This window comes from Bradyrhizobium sp. SZCCHNRI2009, from assembly GCF_032485115.1.
Classification (GTDB): Bacteria; Pseudomonadota; Alphaproteobacteria; order Rhizobiales; family Xanthobacteraceae; genus Bradyrhizobium.
Genome location: NZ_JAUEUH010000001.1, coordinates 1,562,325 through 1,583,987, shown reverse-complemented (window position 1 = coordinate 1,583,987; position 21,663 = coordinate 1,562,325). Strand labels below are relative to the sequence as shown.

The window sequence follows — 21,663 nt, the reverse complement described above, 5'->3', positions numbered from 1 at the left end:
TCTGTCCTCAGTCGATCTGTCCGGTGTCGCGTCCAACAGGCAACATCGCCGGCCGCTCCACGCGGCTCTCGATCTTGACCCGCCGCCCTTCGCTTGCGGAGGTCTGGAACGCCTCCATGACCTCCAGCACGTGGAAGGCGAGCGCACCGCTGGCCCGATGCGGCCGGTCGTTCAGGATCGCGGTCGCCATATCGGCCACGCCGATGGAGCGGAACTCGCCGTCGACGTGACCATGCGTCAACGGCATCGTCTGCCAGTCCCCGCCGGTCTTGGCGATCTGGACCTCGCCGCCGAAGCGGTTCGGGTCCGGCACCAGCATGCTGCCCTCGGCGCCATAGATCTCGATGGGCGCGTGCCGGTGCTTCGGAACGTCGAAACTCATGGTGACCGAGACCACCGCCCCGCTCTCGAACTCGAGCGTGCCCGCGACGTGGGTCGCGACCTCGACCGGGATCAGCGTGCCGTTCATCGGCTGGCTGGTGACCAGGCGTTCGGATCTTGGGCGCGCGGTCGAGCCCATCACGCTCGCGACCGGGCCAAGCAACTGCACCAGATCGGTGATGTAGTACGGGCCCATGTCGAGCATCGGGCCGCCGCCGCGCAGGTAATAGAAGCCCGGCGCCGGATGCCAGCGCTCATGGCCGGGACAGCCGAAGAACGCGCTGCCCGCGACAGGCGTGCCGATCGCGCCGTCGTCGATCAGCTTGCGCGCGGTCTGGTGGCCGCCGCCGAGGAACGTGTCGGGCGCGCAGCCGGCCCGCAGGTTCTTCTGCGCGGCAAGCTCGATCACCTTGCGGGCTTCCGCGACGTCGATTCCGAGCGGCTTCTCGGAATGAACGTGCTTGCCGGCATTTAGCACGGCGAGACTGACGTCGGTATGGGCGAGCGGCACGGTGAGATTGATGACGATCTCGACGTCATCGCGCTTCAGCAATTGATCGACCCGCATCGCCGGCAGGCCGAAGGCTGCGCCCTGTCGCTCGGCTGCGTCGCTGCGCATGTCGGCGAGCGCCTTGATGTCCAGAACGGGGAAGCGCTGGGCCGCCTTCAGATAGGCGGTGCTGATGTTGCCGCAGCCGATGATGCCGATGCCGACTTTTCTCATTGGGGTCTCCGTGAGGTCCCGTTCATCCCTTGACCGCGCCCGACGTCAGGCCGGCAACGATGTGCTTCTGCGCCAGGAGGAAGAGGATGATCGTTGGCAGGATGGTCAGGGTGATGAAGGCGAGGATCAGGTGCCACTCGGACGAATACTCGCCCTGATAGACCATGATGCCGAGCGGCCATGGATACAGCGCATCGGTGTTGAGCATCACCAGCGGCAGCAGATAGGCGTTCCAGCTGTTGACGAAGGTAATGGTGCCGACCGTCGCCAGGATCGGGCGCGACAATGGCAACGTCACGTAGCGGAAGAATTTGATATAGCTGCAGCCGTCGACCAGCGCGGCCTCGAGCAGCTCGTAGGGGATGTCCTTGAAGAAGCGGCGCAGCAGCAGCACGCTCATGGCGAGGCTGAAGGCGACCTGCGGCAGCGCGACGCCGAAATAGGTGTCGAGCAGCCCGAGATCGCGCACCTTGATGAACAGCGGCAACACCGCGGTCGCCGCCGGAAACAGCAGGCCGAGCGTCAAATAGCTCAGCAGCATCGAGCTGCCGTAGAATCGGACATGGGCAAAGGTGAAGGCCGCCATCGACGCGACGATGAGAGTCAGAACGACCGTCAGCGTGGAGATGATCAGCGAATTGCGCAGGAGCTGCCAGTAGCGCCCGGAGAACAGGATATCGGCATAGTTCTGCCACGCCCAGTGCTGCGGCAGGCCGAACGGATTCACGCGCAATTCCCCGAGCGACTTGAAGCCACCGAGCAGCGTCGCAAGCAGCGGCACCAGCACGAAGATGGCGACGATCGCGAGGAACACCGTCTTGAACAGCACGGCGGGATCGAATGGTGCCCGGAACGTCTCCACCTTATTCATCGCGCATGAACCATCGCTTGTAGGTGAAGGCAAAGGTCACGCAGATCACGAACAGGATGACGCCGATGGCGCTGCCATAGCCGACCCGCATCCGGGAGATGCCGTTGTTGTAGAGAAAGCTCACCATTGTATTCGAGGAGTCGGCGGGCCCTCCGCGCGTCAGCGGCATCACCAGGTCGAACAGCTGCAGCGAGCCGACGATGGCGAAGAACACCGAGAGCCGAATCGTCGGGTAGAGCAAGGGAATGACGATGTGGCGCAGGCTCTGCGACCGCGTCGCACCGTCGATCCGGGCGGCCTCGATCAGGCTCTTGTCGATGCTCTGCAGCGCGGCGATGAACAGCATCATGTGGAAGCCGAAATACTTCCAGACGATCACGATCAGCACCGCCAGCATCGCCGTGTCGGTCGAGGCCAGCAGATGCGGCGGCTCGGCGCCGAAGCTGCGCCAGATCGACGCGACCAGGCCGTAATCGCCGTCATAGACGAAGCTGAAGATCAGCCCGGTCGCGATCTCGGCGAGGATATAGGGCATGAAGAACAGCATGCGCAGTGCCACCGCGCCGCGGAACCGCTCCGCGAGCATCAGGGCCAGCGTCAGAGCCAGCGGCAACTGGACACACAGCGAGACCGCAATGATCAGGCCGTTGTTGCGCAGCGCGAGCCAGAACGCGCGCGTCTCCAGCACGAAACGATAGTTGTCAAAGCCGATCCAATGGGTCGGCCTGCCGAACCCATTCCAGTTGAAGCCCGAGTACCAGGCGGCCTCGCCGATCGGCAGCACCACGAAGAGCGTGAACAGCAGCAGCGCCGGCGGCAGGAACAGGATCAGGACGGTGAAGCGGCCGTCCCAGCTCGGGCCGCCCACCGCGCGCGTGGAGAGCGATGCCGGCGATACACCCATCGCCGGCGAACTCGCGATCGGACGTGCCACGTCAGTTGCCCTGCTTCCGCGCTGCCTCGATCGCCTTGGCCGCCTCCTGCGGACTCATGCTGCCGCCGGCGATCTCCGCGGAGACATCGTTGACGACGTGACCGACGGAGGGGCCGAGGCTCTGGTCATAGAAGTTCTGGTGATAGTTCGATTTGGCCAGATTGGACGCGATCAGCTTCATGAAGGAATTGTTGAGGCCGGCGTCCGCGCCCTGCACCACCGGGATGATGAAATTTCCCGCCGCCAACCGTGTCTGGACGTCCTTGGAGATGAAGTACTTCAGGAAATCGACGGCTTCCTTGGGCGAGCCCTTGGTGACCAACCAGCCGGTGATGCCGCCGAGCGTATCCGTCGGCGCGCCCTTGCCGCCTTGCACGACCGGAAAATCGAACCAGCAGATCTTGTCTTCGCTCAAGCCGACCTTGTCGGCGGCGAGCGCCCGCTGCAGATTGTAGACGGAGCTGATCGCGAGCGTCATCGCCGCCTTGCCATCGCCGAAATATCCGACGGCCTGCGGGTTCTTGAAGCCAAGAAAGCCATTCTGGAATGGCTGGAGATCGACGAGCTGCTTGAACAGCTCGCCTGATTTGACGAAGGTGTCGCCGGCAAAGCCGCCATTCTCGCCGCGCAGCGCCGCGTCGAATGCCGGCTTGCCGCCGATCCGCACCGCAAGATGCGTCCAGTAGAAATGCAGCGGCCATTTGTCGGCGCCGCCGACCACGATCGGGGTCACGCCGGCCGCCTTCAACGTCTTCACGGCGCTCAGCAGATCGTCCCAGCTCTTGATCGCCGTGGGATCGACCTTGGCCTTGGCCATCAGCTCCTTGTTGCAGACGAAGCCGACCTGCGACAGCGAGATCGGAAGGCCGTAGACGTGGCCGCCATCGGTGAATGCCGCGAGCGCCGCCGGAGTCACGCTGTCGCTGTAGCCTTTCACCTGCTCGGTGATGTCCTCGAGCACGCCAGCCTCGATCTGCGCCTTCAGGACACCGCCCGCCCAGCTGTAGATGATGTTCGGCCGGTCCTTGGACTGCAGGATGGTCGGCAGCTTGGCCTTGTAGGCCTCGTTCTCGAGGAACTGCATCTCGATCTTGACGCCCGGATGCGACGCCTCATAGGCGCGGGCCACCTCCTCCCAGATCTTCACCTGGGCTGGATTGACCTCGATATGCAGCCATTTCACGGTGGTATCGGCGCTCGCGACGGTGGCCCAGAGCAGGCATGCGGCAGCGGCGAGTCCCAGCTTCGCGAGCAGTCTCATCACAATCCTCCCAACCGTCTTCTTTGTTGCGGTAATCCTGTCCTCATTTTTTGAGGTGCGCAACTGAAATTCTGACAGAGCAAACCTCAAACGTGTTCGCATTTGCGAACAGCTTCACGAGTAGACAGAGAGATTGCTAATTGGGCTGAGCAAGACTCGGCGGGCAGCCGCACGCGCCTTTCGCCTGGAAAAGGCGGAGCGGGCGTCTGCCGCACCGCGAAGGATATGCTGGAGATCGCCTGACGCTCAGGTGCAGCGCGCCTTGAAATTTGCGGCGACAAGCTTCGCCATCACGTCGTTGAGATGCGCCTGGTCGCGCGTCTCGATCACCAGCTCGAGCAGGGTCGCCTTGGCCGGCAGGTCCGAGAACGTTCGCTGATGCGACACCTCGATGATGTTGGCGCCGGCATCGGCGAGCAGCGTCGACACGGCAGCGAGTTGTCCGGGACGATCGACGATGTCGATCGACAGCTGCGTCAGCCGCCCCTCGCGAGCGAGCTCGCGGGTGAGCACCGAGGCGATCAGTCGGGTGTCGATGTTGCCGCCGCTCAGCACCAGGCCGACATTGCGGCCGGCAAACTGCGCGGGATGCGCGAGCACTGCGGCGAGACCGACGGCGCCGGCGCCTTCGACCACTGTCTTCTCGATCGAGATCAGCGTGGCGAGCGCACGCTCGATCTGCGCCTCGTTGACCAGCAGGATATCGTCGACGAGATGGCGGATGATCTCGGTCGTGATCCGGCCCGGCGATTTCACCGCGATGCCCTCGGCGAGCGTGTCGCCGCGCATCGGCAGCTGACTGCTGCGTATGGCGTTGTACATCGACGGATAGAGTTCGGCCTGAACGCCGACGATGCGCAAGCCCGGCTTGATCGCGCGCGCCGCGACCGCCATGCCGGAGATCAGCCCGCCGCCGCCGATCGGCACCACGAGCGTATCGAGCTCGGGGACCACCGCGAGCATCTCCAGCGCCACCGTGCCCTGCCCTGCGATGATCAGTGGATCGTCGTAAGGATGGATCATGGTCATGCCGTGCGCCGCGCCGTGCTCCCTGGCGAACGCGCCCGCCTCCTCCAAGGTGGCGCCGGAAATCACGACCTCGGCGCCGTGCCGCTTGGTGTTCTCCACCTTCACCATCGGCGTGCCCACCGGCATCACGATGGTCGCGGGAATGCCGAGACGCCGCGCGTTATACGCGACGCCCTGCGCGTGGTTGCCGGCCGACATCGCGATCACGCCGCGTTCGCGCTGCTCGGCGGACAGCGCATTCAGCCGGTTCAGCGCGCCGCGCTCCTTGAACGACGACGTGAACTGCAGGTTCTCGAATTTCAGCCAGACGTTGCAGCCGCAGATTTCGCCGAGCGTCCGGCTCTGGTTGCAGGCCGTCGCGAGCACGGCGCCACCGATGGTCTCGGCGGCGGCCCGCACATCGTTGGCGGTGACGGGCAGCGCGTTCAGATCAGTGGCGGTCATGGGTCTGCCCATCCCTCAGCGTGCGTCATTGCACGCGATGCCGGCGGCGCGCCGACCTCGCATGATGTTGCCGATCGTGCCGGCGCGTCTGCGGCCGGACGATCCAGATCGGTCTCAGCTCCCGAGATCGGGCAGTCCGAGCATCAGCCGCATGTTCTGCACGGCCGCGCCCGAGGCGCCCTTGCCGAGATTGTCGAGCCGCGCCACCAGCACCGCCTGGTGATGCTGGTCGCTGGCGAAGACGTAGAGCTCGAGCTTGTTCGTCTCGTTCAGCGCCTCCGGCTCGAGCCGGCCGCTCTTGGCCGCCGCGCCATCGAGCGGCATCACCGAGACGTATTTGCTGCCGGCATAATGCTTCGTCAGGGCCGCCTGCAGGTCCGAGCCTGACGGCTTGCCCGGCAGTGTGTCGAGTTGCAGCGGCACGGAGACCAGCATGCCCTGCCGGTAGTTGCCGACGGAGGGAATGAAGATCGGCCGCCGGGTCAGCCGCGAATAGAGCTGCAGCTCAGGCAGATGCTTGTGCTCGAGGCCGAGACCGTACAGCTCGAAGTTCGGCGCGGTGCCATTCTCAAAGGCCGCGATCATCGTCTTGCCGCCGCCGGAATAGCCGCTCACCGCGTTCACCGTGACCGGATAGTCCTGCGGCATCAGTCGGGCATCGACCAGCGGCCGCAGCAGCGCGATGCCGCCGGTGGGATAACAGCCGGGATTGGAGACCTTGCGCGCATTCCGGATCTTGTCGGCCTGGTCGGCGGCGAGCTCGGGAAAGCCATAGGCCCAGTCCGGCGCGACCCGGTATGCGGTCGACGCGTCCAGCACCTTCGGCGCAGAGCTGCCCATGCCGTCGATCAGCGCCACCGTCTCCTTGGCCGCATCGTCCGGCAGGCAAAGGATGACGAGATCGACCTCGGCCATCAGCGCCCGCTTGGCCGCCGGATCCTTGCGCTTGTCCTCGGCGATCGTCTTCACGACGATGTCCGGCTGGTGCCGGAGACGCTCGGCGATTCCCAGGCCGGTCGTTCCCGAGCCGCCGTCGACGAACACGGCGCGTGTCGCAGTCCCGGAGGCGGCGTGAGCTTTCGGCACGTTGCTGTCGATCACGGTCATGACACGCTCCTTAGGTCTGGGTTTCGCCGGCAAAGGCCTGGGGCCGCGCCTGCCGCATGAGAGAGGAAATCTGTTGCGAGCCAATGTCGGGCTGCTCGCCGAGCCTCGTCGCGATCGTCGCGTAGTCGGCCTCGGACTTGTGCTGGTTGAGCTTGAAGCTGCCTTCGACCTGATCGATCGTCATGACGATGCCCACAATCGCCTTGCGCATCGCCTCGAGGCGTCCCGCCGTCATCTTGTCCGAGGTCCAGGGCTTCTTCGGCAGCAGCCGCTGCTCGAACTTCGCACTGACCTCATCCGTCTGCCGCGCGAGCTCGGCCTCCGACAAGATCCGCGCCGTACCGGTCAGATGCACGGCCTGATAGAGCCAGGTCGGCACCTGGTCGGGCGACACATACCAATCGGCGGAGACGTAAGCATCGGCGCCGCTGACGGCCAACAGCCAGGGCGTCGTACCGTCGGCGATCCTTGCCAGCGGATTGCCGCGCGCGACATGGAAGAACGCCTGCGGCGTGCCATCGTTCAAGGCGCCCAGGTGAAACGGCACCGGTGACGCGATCGGCTTTGTGCCGTCCCACGCGCAGACCATGCCGAAGCCGCGCGCGTCAGCGAAGCCGAGGCTCGCGGCGCGATCGGGCTTGAAGGGCGGTGGCGTGTACATCGGAAACTCCTGCTGGACGAAGGAGCCGCCTGATCAATCGCGCTGCAAGGAGAAAGTCTGCCGCGGGATCGGATCCGGCGGCAGGGGCTGTGATCTAGACGCAGATCATCGCCCGTACCGCGGAGGTACGACGGCGCATTTCGGCGATCATGTGGGTCGCTGCGTTGATCATGGGGGCAGGCCTATAAGGCTGCCGGGTTCCTGCGTCAAGCTCGCAAGTCGGCCCGGCGCGTTCAGGGCTGGCGTCAGACCGCATGCCACAGCCATTCCATGATGCGCCCGATGATGTCGCCGAACAGCAGCAGCACCGCCGACCACACCAGCGCCGACACGAAGTTGGCGATCTGGAACACCATGTAGGGCATCTCGAAAATGCCCGCCGCCAGCGGCACCGATGCGCGCAACGGGCCAAAGAACCGGCCGATGAAGATGCTCGGCACGCCCCAATCGCGCACGAAGGCCTCGCCGCGCGGCAGCAGCTCCGGGTAGCGCGACAGCGGCCACATCTGGGCGACGCGGTCCTTGTAGCGGTAGCCGAACCAGTAGGAGACCCAGTCGCCGAGCGCGGCGCCGATGCCCCCGGCCAGCCATATCGGCCAGAAGCTGATCCCGGTGGCGCCGATCAGGGCGCCGATCGCGACCAGGGCGCCCCAGGCGGGAATCAGGAGCGAGACGAAGGCCAGGGACTCGCCAAAGGCAAGCAGCAGGACGATCGGAGCAGCCCAGGCCTGATGGTCGCGCACGAAGTCGGCAACCGCGCGGCCAAAATCTTCCATCTGCTCGACGCCTTTCTGCTCCGCGGCGCTTAAGTGCTTGAAGGCCTTCGCGGTTCCATGGCGCAGACTGGTACGCCACCGAACCCGCCCACTTCAAGTCACAACAACCGGCTGAACCGCGTGAACAGCGGCGATCCGGCGTTCGGAACCGGTCAAGACGTGGCGGGCCGGTGAACGTCGTTGTTTCCCGGGGTCATTGTTTTATGCCGGTCCATGGCATAGTCAGGCCCAACGATTCGTTCCATCTTGCGCACACGCAACATCAGATTCCATGGGTAAGCCGTTGAAATCAGCTGCAAAAGCCAAGGCCAAGGGCGTCACGGACCCGTTGGCGGCGTTCGCCGCCAAGGGCAAGGCTCCGGCCAAGCCAGCCGCCCGCTCGGCGAGTGCCGAGGGCGATTACACTGCCCGTGACATCGAGGTCCTCGAGGGCCTGGAGCCGGTGCGGCGCCGCCCCGGCATGTATATCGGCGGCACCGACGAAAAGGCGCTGCACCACCTGTTTGCCGAGGTCATCGACAACTCGATGGACGAGGCGCTGGCCGGCCACGCCACCTTCATCGAGGTCGAGCTCGACGCCGAAGGCTTCCTCACCGTGACCGACAACGGCCGCGGCATTCCTATCGATCCCCATCCCAAGTTTCCGAAGAAGTCGGCGCTCGAAATCATCATGTGCACGCTGCACGCGGGCGGCAAGTTCGACTCCAAGGTCTACGAGACCTCGGGCGGCCTGCACGGCGTCGGCATCTCCGTGGTGAACGCGCTGTCGACCCGGCTCGAGGTCGAGGTCGCTCGCAACCAGAAGCTCTACCGCATGGTGTTCGAACGCGGACATCCCAAGGGCAAGCTCGAGGAGGTCGGCAAGGTCGCCAACCGGCGCGGCACACGGGTGCGTTTCCAACCCGACCCGACCATCTTCGGCGCCAAGGCGACGTTCAAGCCGCAGCGCCTGTTCAAGATGGCGCGCTCGAAAGCCTATCTGTTCGGCGGCGTCGAGATCCGCTGGAAGTGCGATCCGTCGCTGCTGAAGGGCATCGAGGACGTCCAGGCCGAGGCGACGTTCCATTTCCCCGGCGGTCTGAAGGACTACCTGGCCGCAGCGATCCATGCCGACACGCTGGTCCATCCGGATATCTTCGCCGGCAAGTCGGGCCGCACCGGTGGCCATGGCGGCTGCGAATGGGCGGTCGCCTGGACCGCCGATGCCGACGGCTTCCTGTCCTCCTACTGCAACACGATTCCGACGCCGGACGGCGGCACGCACGAATCCGGCATCCGCAGCGCGCTTCTGCGCGGCCTGAAGGACCACGCCGAGCGCGTCGGCCAGGGCAAGCGATCGGCCAACATCACCTCCGAGGACATCATGGCGGGCGCCGCCATCATGCTCTCGGTGTTCGTGCGCGAGCCGGAATTCCAGGGCCAGACCAAGGACCGCCTCGCCACGGCAGAGGCCCAGCGCATCGTCGAGCAGGCCGTCAAGGACCCGTTCGACCACTGGCTGTCCGGCAATCCGGTGCAGGCCAACCGGCTGCTCGATTTCGTCATCGAGCGCGCCGAGGAACGCATCCGCCGCCGGCAGGAGAAGGAGACGGCGCGCAAGACCGCGACCAAGAAGCTGCGCCTGCCCGGCAAGCTAGCCGACTGCACCGACGCCGGCACCGAAGGCTCCGAGCTGTTCATCGTCGAGGGCGATTCGGCCGGCGGCAGCGCCAAGCAGGCGCGCGACCGCAAGAAGCAGGCGGTGCTGCCGCTGCGCGGCAAGATCCTCAACGTCGCCTCCGCCGGCAAGGACAAGCTGACCGCCAACGCCCAGCTCGCCGATCTCGTGATGGCGATCGGCGCCGGCACCGGCACGTCGTATCGCGAGGAGGATCTGCGCTACCAGCGCATCATCATCATGACCGATGCCGACGTCGACGGCGCCCACATCGCCTCGCTGCTGATTACCTTCTTCTACCGGCAGATGCGGCCGCTGATCGACGAGGGGCATCTCTACCTCGCCGTGCCGCCGCTCTACCGGCTCACCCATGGCAGCAAGACGTTCTACGCGCGCGACGATGCCCATCGGGACGAGCTCCTGAAGCGCGAGTTCAATGCCAACGCCAAGGTCGAGATCGGCCGCTTCAAAGGTCTCGGCGAGATGATGCCGGCCCAGCTCAAGGAAACCACCATGGATCCGGCCAAGCGCACCCTGCTGCGCGTGGTTCTGCTGGCCGAGGATCGCGACGGCACCGCCGACTCGGTCGAGCGGCTGATGGGGACCAAGGCAGAGGCCCGCTTCGCCTTCATTTCGGAAAAGGCCGAATTCGCCAGCGACGAGCTGCTCGACGTCTAGCTTTTGACCCGATTTCACGCCTCGATTGCAGGTTCCATTAGCTCGCGTGAGCCTGCAATCGACCTTTCCAATCAGAGGGTTACGAGAATCCCGAGCATCCCGCAGCGCACTTTCCCCTCCGGTGTGCTCAACCTGCAACAGCTTTTGGGCACCAATCGGCTATAGTTCGGGCACATCTGGCGAGGGAATCGCCGCCGCAACCCGGCACCTGCGACACGACGATCTTGGGGAATTGGATATGAAGAAGTTTTTGCTTGCTGCCACTGCGCTGGTTGCGATCACGGGTGCCGCCTCAGCTGCTGATCTGGCGGCTCGCCCCTACGTGAAGGCTCCGATGATGCCGGTGGCGCCGAGCTGGACCGGCTTCTACATCTTCGGTGGCGCCGGCGGCGGTATCTGGGATGCCGACTCGCACACCAACTTCAACGGCGTGCCGGTGACGATCGATCAGCGCGTCGGCGGCGACGGCTTCCTCGGCACGGTCGGTGCAGGCTATGACTGGCAGGTCAATCCGACCTGGGTCTTCGGCGTGTTCGCTGATGGCCAGTTCGGCAGCCTGCGTGGCACCTTGCAGGATCAGTTCGCTGCCCTGACCGGCCGCATCAAGATGGAAACCGCCTGGGCCGCTGGCGCCCGCGTCGGTTACTTGGTTGCGCCGAACGTGCTGTCCTACGTCAACGCGGGCTACTCCGGTTCGCACTGGTCGGGCACCGGCCTGACCACCCTCACGGGCGCGGCGTCCGGCTTCCACACCGACTCGTTCAACCGCAACGGCTGGTTCGTCGGCGGCGGCGTCGAGAACAACCTGAACATCTTCGGCATCTCCGCGCCGGGCTGGTTCATGAAGACCGAATATCGTGCTGCCTATTACGACCGCAAGGACATCGCGGTCCGCACCGATGTCGGCAACCTCGTGACGACCGACTCGGTCAGCTTCAAGCCGTGGGTGCAGACCATCAGCACCTCGCTGGTCTACCGCTTCAACTGGACCGGCCCGGTCGTCAAGTACTGAGCCGAACGCACTCGGTCTTTCAATAATTCTGCGAAAAGCCCCGGTTGATCCGGGGCTTTTTGTTTTTGGCTCGGATATTGGCGGCTGGAGCCGCTGGTCATCTGCCGCGCCGGCCGCTAGCCTCCTCGTCACAAAACTTCACAAAAAAGACGGCAGCAGCGTTTCCGATGCTGTGACGCGGTCGACGAGGGAGGACATGGTCATGCGGAAATTCCTGATGATCGGCGGCCTGCTTCTGCTCGCCATCGGCCTGCTCTGGGTCGGTCAGGGCACCGGGGTGGTGGCATGGCCGCGGACGAGCTTCATGATCAACCAGCTGCAATGGGCCGGCTATGGCGTCGGCATGGGTGCACTCGGCCTGGTGATGATCTGGCAGGGCACCTGCTGACGTCTGACAACAACATGGAGACACGACATGGCGGGCCGTTTCGACCTGAGGGGCAAGGTTGCGATCGTGACCGGCGGCAACGGCGGAATCGGCCTGGGGATGGCGCGCGGGCTTGCCGATGCCGGCGCCGACATTGCCGTGGTCGGCCGCAACGAAACCAAGTCACGGGCGGCGGTGGCTCATCTCGCCAGTCGCGGCGGCCGTGCCATCGCCGTCACAGCCGACGTCAGCGACAAGGACGACGTCGCCGCCATGGTCGCGCGCGTGACCAGCGAGCTCGGTCGCATCGACATCCTTATCAACAATGCCGGCATGAGCATCCGCAAGCCGCCGCACGTGCTCGAGCTGGAGGAGTGGCAGCAGGTGATCGACACCAATCTCACCAGCGCGTTCCTGTGCTCGAAGGCCGCCTACCCGGCCCTCAAGGCGAACGGCGGCGGCAAGATCATCAACATCGGCTCGATGCTGTCGATCTTCGGCGCCAGCTTCGCGCCGGCCTATGCGGCCAGCAAGGGCGGCATCGTGCAGTACACGCGCGCCTGTGCCTGCGCCTGGGCGCCCGACAACATCCAGGTCAACGCGATCTTGCCAGGCTGGATCGACACCGACCTGACGCGCGCGGCGCGCAGCCAGATCGACGGCCTGCACGACCGCGTGCTGGCGCGCACGCCCGCGGCACGGTGGGGCGACATCGACGACTTCGCCGGCATCGCGACGTTCCTGAGCTCGCCGGCCTCGGACTTCGTCACCGGCACAGCCATTCCCGTCGATGGTGGCTATTCGATCATGGCCTAGCCGAGGCCTCAGCGTCGAAAGCTCTTGATCTCGGAGACGCTGCCGTCGCGATAGGTCAACTCCACCGAGACGAACTTCGTCGCTGGCGGCAGCTTCAAATAGGGCGTGGCGTTGGAGGGAATCGCAATGGGATCGCGCATGTCGCAGCCGGGCATGTTGAGGACCTTGTCCGGCACCGCCGTGTCGATGCCGATGCGGACCTCGCGGATGGCGCAGCGATACGACATCAGGTGCGTGTAGTAGACCAGGAGACCGTTGAACTCGCGGAACGACAGCCAGCTCGTCGCGGTCATGTCGAGGATCTTGCGCTGGTCATGCACCAGCGCGGCCTCCGGCTCGAAGCGGATCGGGAACGGTCCCTGCATCTCGCCCGATGCATCGACATAGCGGACCTGGATGGTGCCCGCGGGCGCATCCGACGGCAGCTGGATCGAGGGATTGGGCATGCGCTTGCGCGTGCGCGGATCGAGCACGTCCATGAAGCCGGTCTCGCGAAACTCTCCTGCCTCACCCATGCGCCAGGAAATGCCGAGCGTCGGATCGGCGATCGAGAAGGTGACGGTCCAGCCGCCATTGTGGCGCGAGAACATCGCAATCGGTGCGTTCAGGCTCTCGTTCGCCGGCGGAATGCGCGGCGCCGAGACAGGAGGCAGCGCCGCGAGCTTCTGCTGCGGCTCGGCCGGCTTGTCGGTTGCAGCCGGCCCCTTCGCCATGCCGTTGAGAAAGACATCGTCGACCATCTGGTCGAAATAGACCGGAATCTGCTTGTGCCGCACGGTCTCGGCGAGCTCGCTGACCAGCCGGCGGGTGCGTTGCGCCACCTGCACCAGATTGACGCCGGGCTGCGTCAGCTCCTTGGCGAAGGTGCGCGTGAACACCGAGTTTGGATTGACGTCATCGTTGGAGAGCCGGTCGAGCGCGGTCTGGCGCGGACCGGCCGAGAACACTGAGAATACGCCTTCCGGCAACTGCGTCATCGGCGCCAGGCCACCCCCGCCCGCCACCGCGCGCGTGCCCGAGCGCTCGAACGGATTGTTGCGGCAGGCGTCGAACACCAGGATCGAGGTGCGCGCCTTCTTGTTCTGCAGCCGCTCGATGACGCGGTCCGCGAGGATCGAGGCGTCGCGTACCAGCTCTTCCTGGCCTTCGGTGGCCGCGGGCACGTCGGTCGGCAACAGGAAGTTCTGACCGGCGATTTCGAAGCCGTGACCGGCATAGAAGAAGAACGCAGTGTCGCCCGGCTCGACGGCGTTGTCGAACGCCAGCAGTGTCTGGCTGAACTGCTGGCGATTGAGATTCTCCGCGACCATGACATTGAAGCCGAGCTGCTTCAGCGTGTCGCCCATCGTCCGCGCGTCGTTGACGGCCTTCTGCAGCTTCGGCACGAAGCGGTAGTCGTTGTTGCCGATCACGAGCGCAACGCGCTTCTCGGCACGCGCGGCGGCCGGCGCCAGAACCACTGCCAGCATCGCCAGCCCGCACGCCAGCCACGTCCGCATCGATCTCATCGTTCGTCCCCGCCCTCATCGCGTGGGCTGCCGCCCTCGGATAGTCGACGGCACCGCGCCACCGGTTCATGCCCGGCGGCACACGCGGCTGCTCCCCTGCCGAACACACGCCGCAATTCCGTCGACAATTCGACCAGAGCGCTTTCCGCGACCGGCCGTAGGAAGCTTCGGAGCACCCGAATACGACAGCTCGACGACAGGTTGCCTGCAAATAATGCAAAAACATTAAGCTTTTTCGGTACTTCGCTCCCCTCTTCCATTGACTTTGCAGAATTCGCCCCTATCTTCCGGAGCAGCGCGGCCGGATCGCATCCGATTCCTGAGAGATTGACCGCGGGTCGGCGTTAGTCAGAAAACCCCCAGCTTCGTTAGAGCATGCCGTTTCGGGGTTGAGCGCGACCACAGCCTTTTACCCTCGATTCCTAACGGCGGCGTCGAATAGAGGCCCCGTCGCCTATCGGCGCGTGACATAGAGGCTCGATGTCTTTTTCCAATCTCGGCTTGTCCGACAAGGTGTTGGCTGCAGTTGCGGCCACTGGTTACACCACCCCGACCCCCATTCAGGAACAGGCGATTCCTCATGTGCTGGCGCGCCGCGACGTGCTCGGCATCGCCCAGACCGGCACCGGCAAGACCGCCGCTTTCGTCCTGCCGATGCTCACGATCCTCGAGAAGGGCCGCGCCCGCGCCCGAATGCCGCGCACCCTGATCCTGGAGCCGACCCGTGAGCTGGCCGCCCAGGTCAAAGAGAACTTCGATCGCTACGGCGCCGGACAGAAGCTCAACGTCGCCCTGTTGATCGGTGGCGTCTCCTTCGGCGACCAGGACGCCAAGCTGACTCGCGGGGTCGACGTGCTGATCGCCACGCCAGGCCGACTGCTCGATCATACGGAACGCGGCGGATTGCTGCTCACGGGCGTGGAACTCCTGGTCATCGACGAAGCCGACCGCATGCTCGACATGGGTTTCATCCCCGACATCGAGCGCATCTGCAAGCTCGTCCCCTTCACCCGCCAGACCCTGTTCTTCACCGCGACCATGCCGCCGGAAATCCGGCGCATCACCGAAACCTTCCTGCACAACCCGCAGAAGGTCGAGGTCTCCAAGCCGGCCACGACCGCCGTTACCGTGACCCAGTTGCAGGTCCCATCCGGACGCGAGGCGCATCAGAAGCGCGAGGTGCTGCGCAGGCTGTTGCGGAACGCCAAGGATCTCAACAACGCGATCATCTTCTGCAACCGCAAGCGCGACGTCGCCATCGTTCACAAGTCGCTGCAGAAGCACGGCTTCAGTGTTGGCGCCCTGCACGGCGACATGGACCAGTCGGCCCGCACCGCTGCGCTCGATCAATTCCGCAAGGGCGAACTGCCCTTGCTCGTCGCCTCCGACGTCGCCGCACGCGGCCTCGACATTCCCGAAGTCAGCCACGTCTTCAATTTCGACGTGCCGCATCATTCCGACGACTACGTTCACCGCATTGGCCGTACCGGCCGCGCCGGACGGACCGGCACGGCAATCTCGATCGTGGCCCCGGCCGACCAGAAGTCGATGGTCGCCATCGAGAAGCTGATCGGACAGGGCATTCCGACGATCGAGGGTGACTACGAAGTGCAGGAGTCCTCGGGCGACGAGGATACGCGTGAGCGACGTCCGCGTGACGCCGCGCGTCGCGGCAGCCGCGGCAAGGCCCGGGAGCGCGATGCGGCCCCGCGCGAGCGTGATCCAGCCCCGCGGGAGCGCGAGCCGCGCGCGGCAGCTCCGCGCGCCGCACAGGCAAATTCTCCGCGGCCTGCGCCGAGCGCTCGCAAGGAACAGCCTCGCAACGAACAGCCTCGCAATGAAGCGCGGCGGCCGCGGCGCGACCACGACAACGAGCCCGCCGATCACTCACATCTGCCCGCCTTCCTGCTTCGCCCGGTGCGGGCACCGCTTCCCTGAGCGCGGGCACAAGATTCCGGGCTGCCCCCCATGCGGTCGCCCGGAACATCAGCCGCTGCATTCGTAGACCTGACTTAAGTCGACAGCGCTGAGCTCTCGGCGAGGCGTGCGTCGAGCGAACAGTTCCAGCTCGCGTCAGCAGTTTCCGGCAGCATCCTATGTAGCTCATTGAACATATGAGCTGCCGTTCCCGTATCCACGGCGCGGCGCATCCGGGACTCTACGGCCGTATTTACCCCTGGTTCACAAACGTCCTTTAGCTTGGCCGGCATTGTTTATTTCATTGCTGTGACGACGACGGCGACGCGGGCGATTGGGGGGAACCTGTGGTGGTCAATGCGCTTGACGAACACGAACGCACGATAGGCTTCGCCGAAGTCGCGCTCAGCCAGATCAGAACGCTCCGCCATTCGGCCAATCCGCGCAATTACGAGGTCTGGTACGTCTACGCGACGGGCTACAACGCACCGCTGAACGAGATCATCAACGAGACGCTTTCGCGCAACGGCAAGCTGTCGCAGTCCGATCTCGATCAGCTCTACGACTCCTACCTCGCGCAGCTCAAGACGTCGGATCGCATCGACAAGGTCGGCGCGCGCGTCGTCGGCGAGATCGACGACCTGGTGAACATGCTCACCGATGCTCTCGGCAGGACGGCGAGCTACGATGCGAGCCTCGCGGGCGCCGATCAACGACTCGCGTCGGCCACCAGCCGCGAGCAACTGGTCGACATCATCGAGGCGCTGGCCCATTCGACCAAGCAGATGCGCGAAACCAACCGGATCCTCGAAGAGCGGCTGACGCTGTCCAAGGACGAGATCAGCGGGCTGCAGCACAGCCTGGAGGTGATTCGGGCCGAGAGCCTGACCGATCCCCTCACCGGCCTCGGCAATCGCAAATATTTCGACCGGATGATCGAGACGACGGTGCAGTCCGGGCTCGCGACCGAGCAGCCGCTGTCGCTGTTGATGTTCGACATCGACCACTTCAAGTCCTTCAACGATTCCTACGGACATCTCACCGGAGACCAGGTACTGCGCCTGGTCGGGATGACCCTGAAGCACGCCATCAAGGGCCAGGATATCGCAGCGCGCTACGGCGGCGAGGAGTTCGCCGTCGTGCTGCCCAACACCTCGCTACAGCACGCGCTGACGGTGGCCGATCACATCCGCCGCGCCGTCACGGCAAAGGAGCTCAAGAAGAAATCGACGGGAGAGATTCTCGGACGTGTGACCATCTCGGTCGGCGTATCCGTGCTGCGGGCCGGCGATGACACCGACGCCCTGATCGAGCGCGCGGACGCCTGCCTCTATGCCGCCAAGCGCAACGGCCGCAACAAGGTGGTATGCGAGAACGATCCCGAATACGCGACGACGACGCGAGGTCAGGTCGCCTGACGGCAAGGTCGCCAGCGACGCATATGGAGCATCAGCGTGTTCGCGATGATGCTGCGCGCGACGTCTGCCGGCCCCGCGCCACTGTCGCGCTGCGTGTTTTGCGACCGGCGGGACGCTTGTCTGCGCTCTTGTCAACGCTCTTGGCCACCTTTCCCGTCTTGGCCGGCTTGGTCTTTTTCACTGCCGGCTTGGTTGGTCCAGGCTTCGCCCCACCCCGGGTCGGGACCAGTCCGTTGCCCCGCGCCGCCCGCTTCTTGCTGGTCCGCTTGCTCAAGGCCGCCCTCTGGGCCGCTGCGAATGCATCTCTCGCCCAGACCGCGAACTCGTCGGTGTCATCGAACAGATGTGCCGGCACCTGCCAATACGACCGCACCGTCATGGTCCGCGCGCGGGTCTCGTAGGAAAACGGCTTGGATCCGGCCTCCTCGAATCTGGCAAAGCTGGTTTCGTCAGCACGGAGATAAAGGCCGCTGCGCAGCGCGAGCGCGAAGTTGATGCCGTCGGCGGAGATGCCGAAGCCGGAGAACATCCGCCGGATCGTGACCGGACCGAAGCCGGCGAACAGATCGATCAGGAATTCGCGGTCCATCGCGCCAGCTCCCGCCAACACCCCACTTGCTCGCCTGGAGTTTTCGGTCGGGAAGGTGGCGCGTGTCAATGTCCGGAACGCGACAGCTCCGGAGCCGCACTGGCTGGAAGCGGACGATCAGACCTCGGCCGGCTTGAGCTGCACCGACTCGCCGCAGCCGCAGGCACTGATCTGGTTCGGATTGTTGAAGACGAACTGGGCCTGCATCTTGTCAGCCTGATAGTCCATCTCGGTGCCGAGCAGAAACAGCACGGCCTTGGGATCGACCAGGATCTTGACGCCCTTGTCCTCGACGACCTCGTCGGTCGGCCGGATATCATGGGCATACTCGACCGTGTAGGACTGACCGGCGCAGCCGCCATTCTTGACGCCGACACGCAATCCGATGATCTCGGACTCGGCGCGATCGGTGAGCTCACGGATGCGCTTGGCCGCCGCATCGGTGAGCCGCATCACCTGCGGGCGGGGCCGCGGCTTGGGCTTGGCAACAGGCGCTGTCGAATTCGTCGTGCTGGTCATGGCGTCATCCCGGCGGGGTATGTGATCCGCCCTTACTATTCAAACTTCGTGCCCGCTCGTCTCACCACATGTTCAGGACGAGCCGGGCCTCGTCGCTCATCCGGTCCGGCGTCCATTGCGGCTCCCAGACGATGCTGACGTTGACGACGCCGACACCCGGGACGCTCGCGATCGCGTTCTCCACCATGGTCGGCAGCTCGCCCGCCGCCGGACAGTTCGGCGTCGTCAGCGTCATCATCACGTCGACGCTGCGGTCGTCCTTGATGTCGACCTTGTAGATCAGGCCGAGCTCGTAGATGTCGGCCGGGATCTCCGGATCGAACACCGTCTTCAGCGCCGCGATGATCTCGCTGGAGAGCCGCTCGGTCTCCTCCGGCGGCAGCGCCGAATGCGTTTCGACGGACTGAGTTTTGACGTCGGCCGTGTCGGTCATGCAAACAATTCCCGCGCCTTGATCAATGCCTGTGCAAGCTGATCGACCTCTTCCCTCGTATTGTACATGCCAAACGAGGCCCGGCAGGTCGCCGTGACGTTGAATCTCTCCAAAAGCGGCATCACGCAGTGCGTGCCCGCACGCACCGCGACGCCCTGCCGATCGATCACGGTCGCGATGTCATGGGCATGCGCCCCCTTCATCTCGAACGAGATCACAGGGCCCTTGCCCTTGGCGGTGCCGATCAGCCGCAGCGAGTTGATCTCGCGCAGCCGATCCTGGGCATAGGTGAGCAGGTCGTGCTCGTGCGCGGCGATGCGCTCCTTGCCGACCGAGTTGACGTAATCGATCGCGGCGCCGAGCCCAACCGCCTCGACGATCATCGGGGTGCCAGCCTCGAACTTGTGCGGCGGATCGCCATAAGTGACCCAGTCGCGCGCAACCTCGCGGATCATCTCGCCGCCGCCATTGTAGGGGCGCATGGCAACGAGGTGGTCGTACTTGGCGTAGAGCACGCCGATGCCGGTCGGCCCGTACAGCTTGTGGCCGGTGAAGACGTAGAAGTCGCAGTCGATGTCCTGGACGTCGATGGCGAGGTGCACGGCGGCCTGGCTGCCATCGACCAGCACCGGAATGCCGCGCGCATGCGCAATGCGCACGACCTCCTTCACCGGGACCAGCGTGCCGAGCATGTTCGACATCTGGGTGATAGCGACCAGCTTGGTTTTCGGCGTGAGCAGCTTCTCGAACTCGTCGATCAGGAAATTGCCGTCGTCGTCGACCGGAGCCCACTTGATCACCGCGCCCTGGCGCTCGCGCAAGAAGTGCCAGGGCACGATGTTGGAATGGTGCTCCATGATCGAGAGCACGATCTCGTCGCCCTCGCCGATGTTCGGTCCGCCCCACGACGACGCCACGAGATTGATCGCCTCGGTCGCGTTGCGGGTGAAGATGATCTCCTCGCTGCGCCGTGCATTGAGAAAGCGCGTGACCCGCTCGCGGCCGCCCTCATAGGCCTCGGTCGCGGCGTTGGCGAGATAGTGCAGGCCACGATGCACGTTGGCGTATTCGCTGGTGTAGGCCTGCGTCATGCGATCGAGCACCGCGCGCGGCTTCTGCGCAGACGCCGCGTTGTCGAGATAGACGAGCTTCTTGCCGTAGACCTGCAGCGCCAACGCAGGAAAATCCTCGCGGATGCGGGCGACGTCGTAGGATCCGTTGGAGACGGCGGGATGCGTGCTCATGCGCGCGCCTCCATCCAGTCCTGGGCAGCAGCAATGACGCGCTCGCGCAAGGAATCGTCCTCGATCGCTTCGATCGCCTCGCCGACGAAGGCCTGGATCAGCAGCGCCTGGGCCTGCTTCTCCGGCAGGCCGCGGGCCTGCAAATAGAACAACAGGCTGTCGTCGAGCGCGCCAGCGGTGGCGCCGTGGCCGCAGGAGACGTCGTCGGCGAAGATCTCGAGTTCCGGTTTCGAGTCGGCCTCGGCCTCGTCGGACAGCAGCAGCGCACGGGTCATCATCTTGCCGTCGGTCTTCTGCGCGTGGGGGCGGACGATGATGCGGCCCTGGAACACGGAATGAGCGCGATCGTCGAGCACCGCGCGGAAGTTTTCGCGGCTGGTGCAGCCCGGCACCGCGTGGTCGACGACGAGCGTCAGGTCGCCATGCTGCTTGTCACGCAGCAGGTTGACGCCGTTGATGATCAGCTCGCTGCCTTCGCCCTTGAGAGTAATGAAGCCCTGCAGACGACTGACGGCGCCGCCTGTCGTCATGTTGAAGAGATTGAGTTTCGACCGCGCACCGACCTCGTACTTGGCTGAAGTGATGTTAACGGCGTCCCTGGCATCGCGCATCAGGCGAATGGTGGACAGCGCAGCGTCATCACCGAGGGAGACGACCACGGCGTCATTGGCCTGATAGCCTGAGGCACCATCGGCGGCGATCGCGCTTTCGATCAAGGTGGCCTGCGCGCCGTTCCCTACCGAAAGATGTGAGCGACTGGCACGCGATGCTTGCGATGCTGTCGCGATGTGAATGATCTGCAGCGGATGCGAGAGCATTGCACCGTCCGCCACGGAGATCAGGACTCCGTCGGTCGCAAGCGCCCCGTTCAACAGGACCATCGCATCGTTGACGGTCGTCTCCAGCAGCCGCTCGCTGCCGGCGCTCTGCGGCGCCTCGCGAAGCGTGTGAACCTCGACACCATCCTCGGAGGCCGAAATATCCGAGAGCTCCGCCACGAACACGCCGTCGACCAGCACCAGCTTCCGAGCACCGTCGACGGCAACAGAAGCTAGCACGGCTTTTGCCCGCGCCAGCGCCGCCGCGTCCGGCGCGTCGGCCAGCGGCAGCACCTCGCGCATCAGCGCACGCAGATCGGTGTACTTCCATTCCTCGATACGACGGTGCGGCAGGCCGGTGCGCTCGAAAGCCGAGAAGGCTTCGCGCCGGATATCGGCCACCTTGCCGGTGCCGGGCAGACGGCCCAAAGCGGCAGAGAGCAAGCTGCTCGCCGCCGGACCGCTGTCGTTCTTGACCAAAGCTACGTTCATCACAGAT

20 protein-coding genes are annotated in these 21,663 nt (G+C 64.9%); 6 read left to right on the top strand and 14 right to left on the bottom strand.

The genetic code is table 11. The features are described 5' to 3' along the window. Positions 1 to 7 precede the first annotated feature (7 nt). The 8 genes from QX041_RS07215 to QX041_RS07180 form a co-directional block, all read right to left on the bottom strand. Positions 8 to 1,105 (bottom strand): Gfo/Idh/MocA family oxidoreductase, encoded by a 1,098-nt coding sequence (locus tag QX041_RS07215; RefSeq protein WP_315826886.1) that lies wholly within the window; start codon positions 1,103 to 1,105, stop codon positions 8 to 10. Positions 1,106 to 1,127: 22 nt separating this feature from the next. Beyond that, complete coding sequence (locus QX041_RS07210) at positions 1,128 to 1,976, bottom strand: carbohydrate ABC transporter permease (protein ID WP_315826885.1); 849 nt, start codon at positions 1,974 to 1,976, stop codon at positions 1,128 to 1,130. After that, positions 1,969 to 2,910 (bottom strand): sugar ABC transporter permease, encoded by a 942-nt coding sequence (locus QX041_RS07205; protein ID WP_315712132.1) that lies wholly within the window; start codon positions 2,908 to 2,910, stop codon positions 1,969 to 1,971. The genes QX041_RS07210 and QX041_RS07205 overlap by 8 nt, the downstream gene beginning before the upstream one ends. A gap of 1 nt (position 2,911) precedes the next feature. Continuing rightward, on the bottom strand, positions 2,912 to 4,171 hold the full coding sequence (locus QX041_RS07200) for an extracellular solute-binding protein (protein ID WP_315826884.1): 1,260 nt from the start codon (positions 4,169 to 4,171) through the stop codon (positions 2,912 to 2,914). Positions 4,172 to 4,417: 246 nt separating this feature from the next. Then, positions 4,418 to 5,644, bottom strand: coding sequence for a threonine ammonia-lyase (locus QX041_RS07195; RefSeq protein WP_315751663.1), 1,227 nt, complete (start codon positions 5,642 to 5,644; stop codon positions 4,418 to 4,420). A 114-nt stretch (positions 5,645 to 5,758) separates the two neighbouring features. Then, positions 5,759 to 6,751 carry an N-acetyl-gamma-glutamyl-phosphate reductase gene (gene argC, locus QX041_RS07190; protein ID WP_315712138.1) on the bottom strand — a complete coding sequence of 331 codons (993 nt, stop codon included), beginning with the start codon at positions 6,749 to 6,751 and terminating at the stop codon, positions 5,759 to 5,761. Between the two features lie 10 nt (positions 6,752 to 6,761). Then, on the bottom strand, positions 6,762 to 7,412 hold the full coding sequence (locus QX041_RS07185) for an FMN-binding negative transcriptional regulator (protein WP_315712139.1): 651 nt from the start codon (positions 7,410 to 7,412) through the stop codon (positions 6,762 to 6,764). A gap of 245 nt (positions 7,413 to 7,657) precedes the next feature. Continuing rightward, positions 7,658 to 8,188 (bottom strand): DedA family protein, encoded by a 531-nt coding sequence (locus QX041_RS07180; protein ID WP_315712141.1) that lies wholly within the window; start codon positions 8,186 to 8,188, stop codon positions 7,658 to 7,660. Positions 8,189 to 8,459: 271 nt separating this feature from the next. Here QX041_RS07180 and parE point away from each other — a divergent pair, with 271 nt between their 5' ends. The 4 genes from parE (at position 8,460) to QX041_RS07160 (ending at position 12,718) form a co-directional block, all read left to right on the top strand. Then, positions 8,460 to 10,523, top strand: a complete 2,064-nt coding sequence (parE, locus tag QX041_RS07175; RefSeq protein ID WP_315712143.1) for a DNA topoisomerase IV subunit B — start codon at positions 8,460 to 8,462, stop codon at positions 10,521 to 10,523. Between the two features lie 238 nt (positions 10,524 to 10,761). Beyond that, positions 10,762 to 11,535 carry a porin family protein gene (locus QX041_RS07170; protein ID WP_316164781.1) on the top strand — a complete coding sequence of 258 codons (774 nt, stop codon included), beginning with the start codon at positions 10,762 to 10,764 and terminating at the stop codon, positions 11,533 to 11,535. Between the two features lie 202 nt (positions 11,536 to 11,737). Continuing rightward, a complete protein-coding gene (locus QX041_RS07165) occupies positions 11,738 to 11,923 on the top strand; it encodes a hypothetical protein (protein ID WP_315712631.1) in 186 nt (61 codons plus the stop codon). 27 nt (positions 11,924 to 11,950) lie between these two features. Continuing rightward, the gene (locus QX041_RS07160; RefSeq protein WP_316164780.1) at positions 11,951 to 12,718 is read left to right on the top strand and encodes a glucose 1-dehydrogenase; all 768 of its coding nucleotides are present in this window, start codon (positions 11,951 to 11,953) and stop codon (positions 12,716 to 12,718) included. 8 nt (positions 12,719 to 12,726) lie between these two features. On the opposite strand, the gene QX041_RS07155 is transcribed toward QX041_RS07160, so the two are convergent. Beyond that, on the bottom strand, positions 12,727 to 14,226 hold the full coding sequence (locus tag QX041_RS07155) for a caspase domain-containing protein (RefSeq protein ID WP_409999246.1): 1,500 nt from the start codon (positions 14,224 to 14,226) through the stop codon (positions 12,727 to 12,729). A 480-nt stretch (positions 14,227 to 14,706) separates the two neighbouring features. Between QX041_RS07155 and QX041_RS07150 the strand changes: the two genes are divergently transcribed. After that, positions 14,707 to 16,164 (top strand): DEAD/DEAH box helicase, encoded by a 1,458-nt coding sequence (locus QX041_RS07150; protein WP_315712146.1) that lies wholly within the window; start codon positions 14,707 to 14,709, stop codon positions 16,162 to 16,164. Positions 16,165 to 16,493: 329 nt separating this feature from the next. After that, a complete protein-coding gene (locus tag QX041_RS07145) occupies positions 16,494 to 17,561 on the top strand; it encodes a GGDEF domain-containing protein (protein WP_315751668.1) in 1,068 nt (355 codons plus the stop codon). Between the two features lie 31 nt (positions 17,562 to 17,592). Here QX041_RS07145 and QX041_RS07140 read toward each other — a convergent pair whose 3' ends face one another. The 5 genes from QX041_RS07140 to sufD all read right to left on the bottom strand — a co-directional run bounded on the left by QX041_RS07140 (position 17,593) and on the right by sufD (position 21,656). Next, positions 17,593 to 18,150, bottom strand: coding sequence for a TfoX/Sxy family protein (locus tag QX041_RS07140; protein WP_316164779.1), 558 nt, complete (start codon positions 18,148 to 18,150; stop codon positions 17,593 to 17,595). A gap of 117 nt (positions 18,151 to 18,267) precedes the next feature. Further along, entirely contained in the window at positions 18,268 to 18,669 is a 402-nt protein-coding gene (locus tag QX041_RS07135) for an iron-sulfur cluster assembly accessory protein (RefSeq protein WP_315712149.1), read from the bottom strand. A gap of 61 nt (positions 18,670 to 18,730) precedes the next feature. After that, positions 18,731 to 19,102 (bottom strand): SUF system Fe-S cluster assembly protein, encoded by a 372-nt coding sequence (locus QX041_RS07130; RefSeq protein ID WP_315712150.1) that lies wholly within the window; start codon positions 19,100 to 19,102, stop codon positions 18,731 to 18,733. Continuing rightward, positions 19,099 to 20,346 (bottom strand): cysteine desulfurase, encoded by a 1,248-nt coding sequence (locus tag QX041_RS07125; protein ID WP_315712152.1) that lies wholly within the window; start codon positions 20,344 to 20,346, stop codon positions 19,099 to 19,101. Before QX041_RS07125 ends, QX041_RS07130 begins: the two co-directional genes overlap by 4 nt. Continuing rightward, positions 20,343 to 21,656, bottom strand: coding sequence for a Fe-S cluster assembly protein SufD (sufD, locus tag QX041_RS07120; RefSeq protein WP_316164778.1), 1,314 nt, complete (start codon positions 21,654 to 21,656; stop codon positions 20,343 to 20,345). Before sufD ends, QX041_RS07125 begins: the two co-directional genes overlap by 4 nt. Between the last annotated feature and the right edge of the window lie 7 nt (positions 21,657 to 21,663).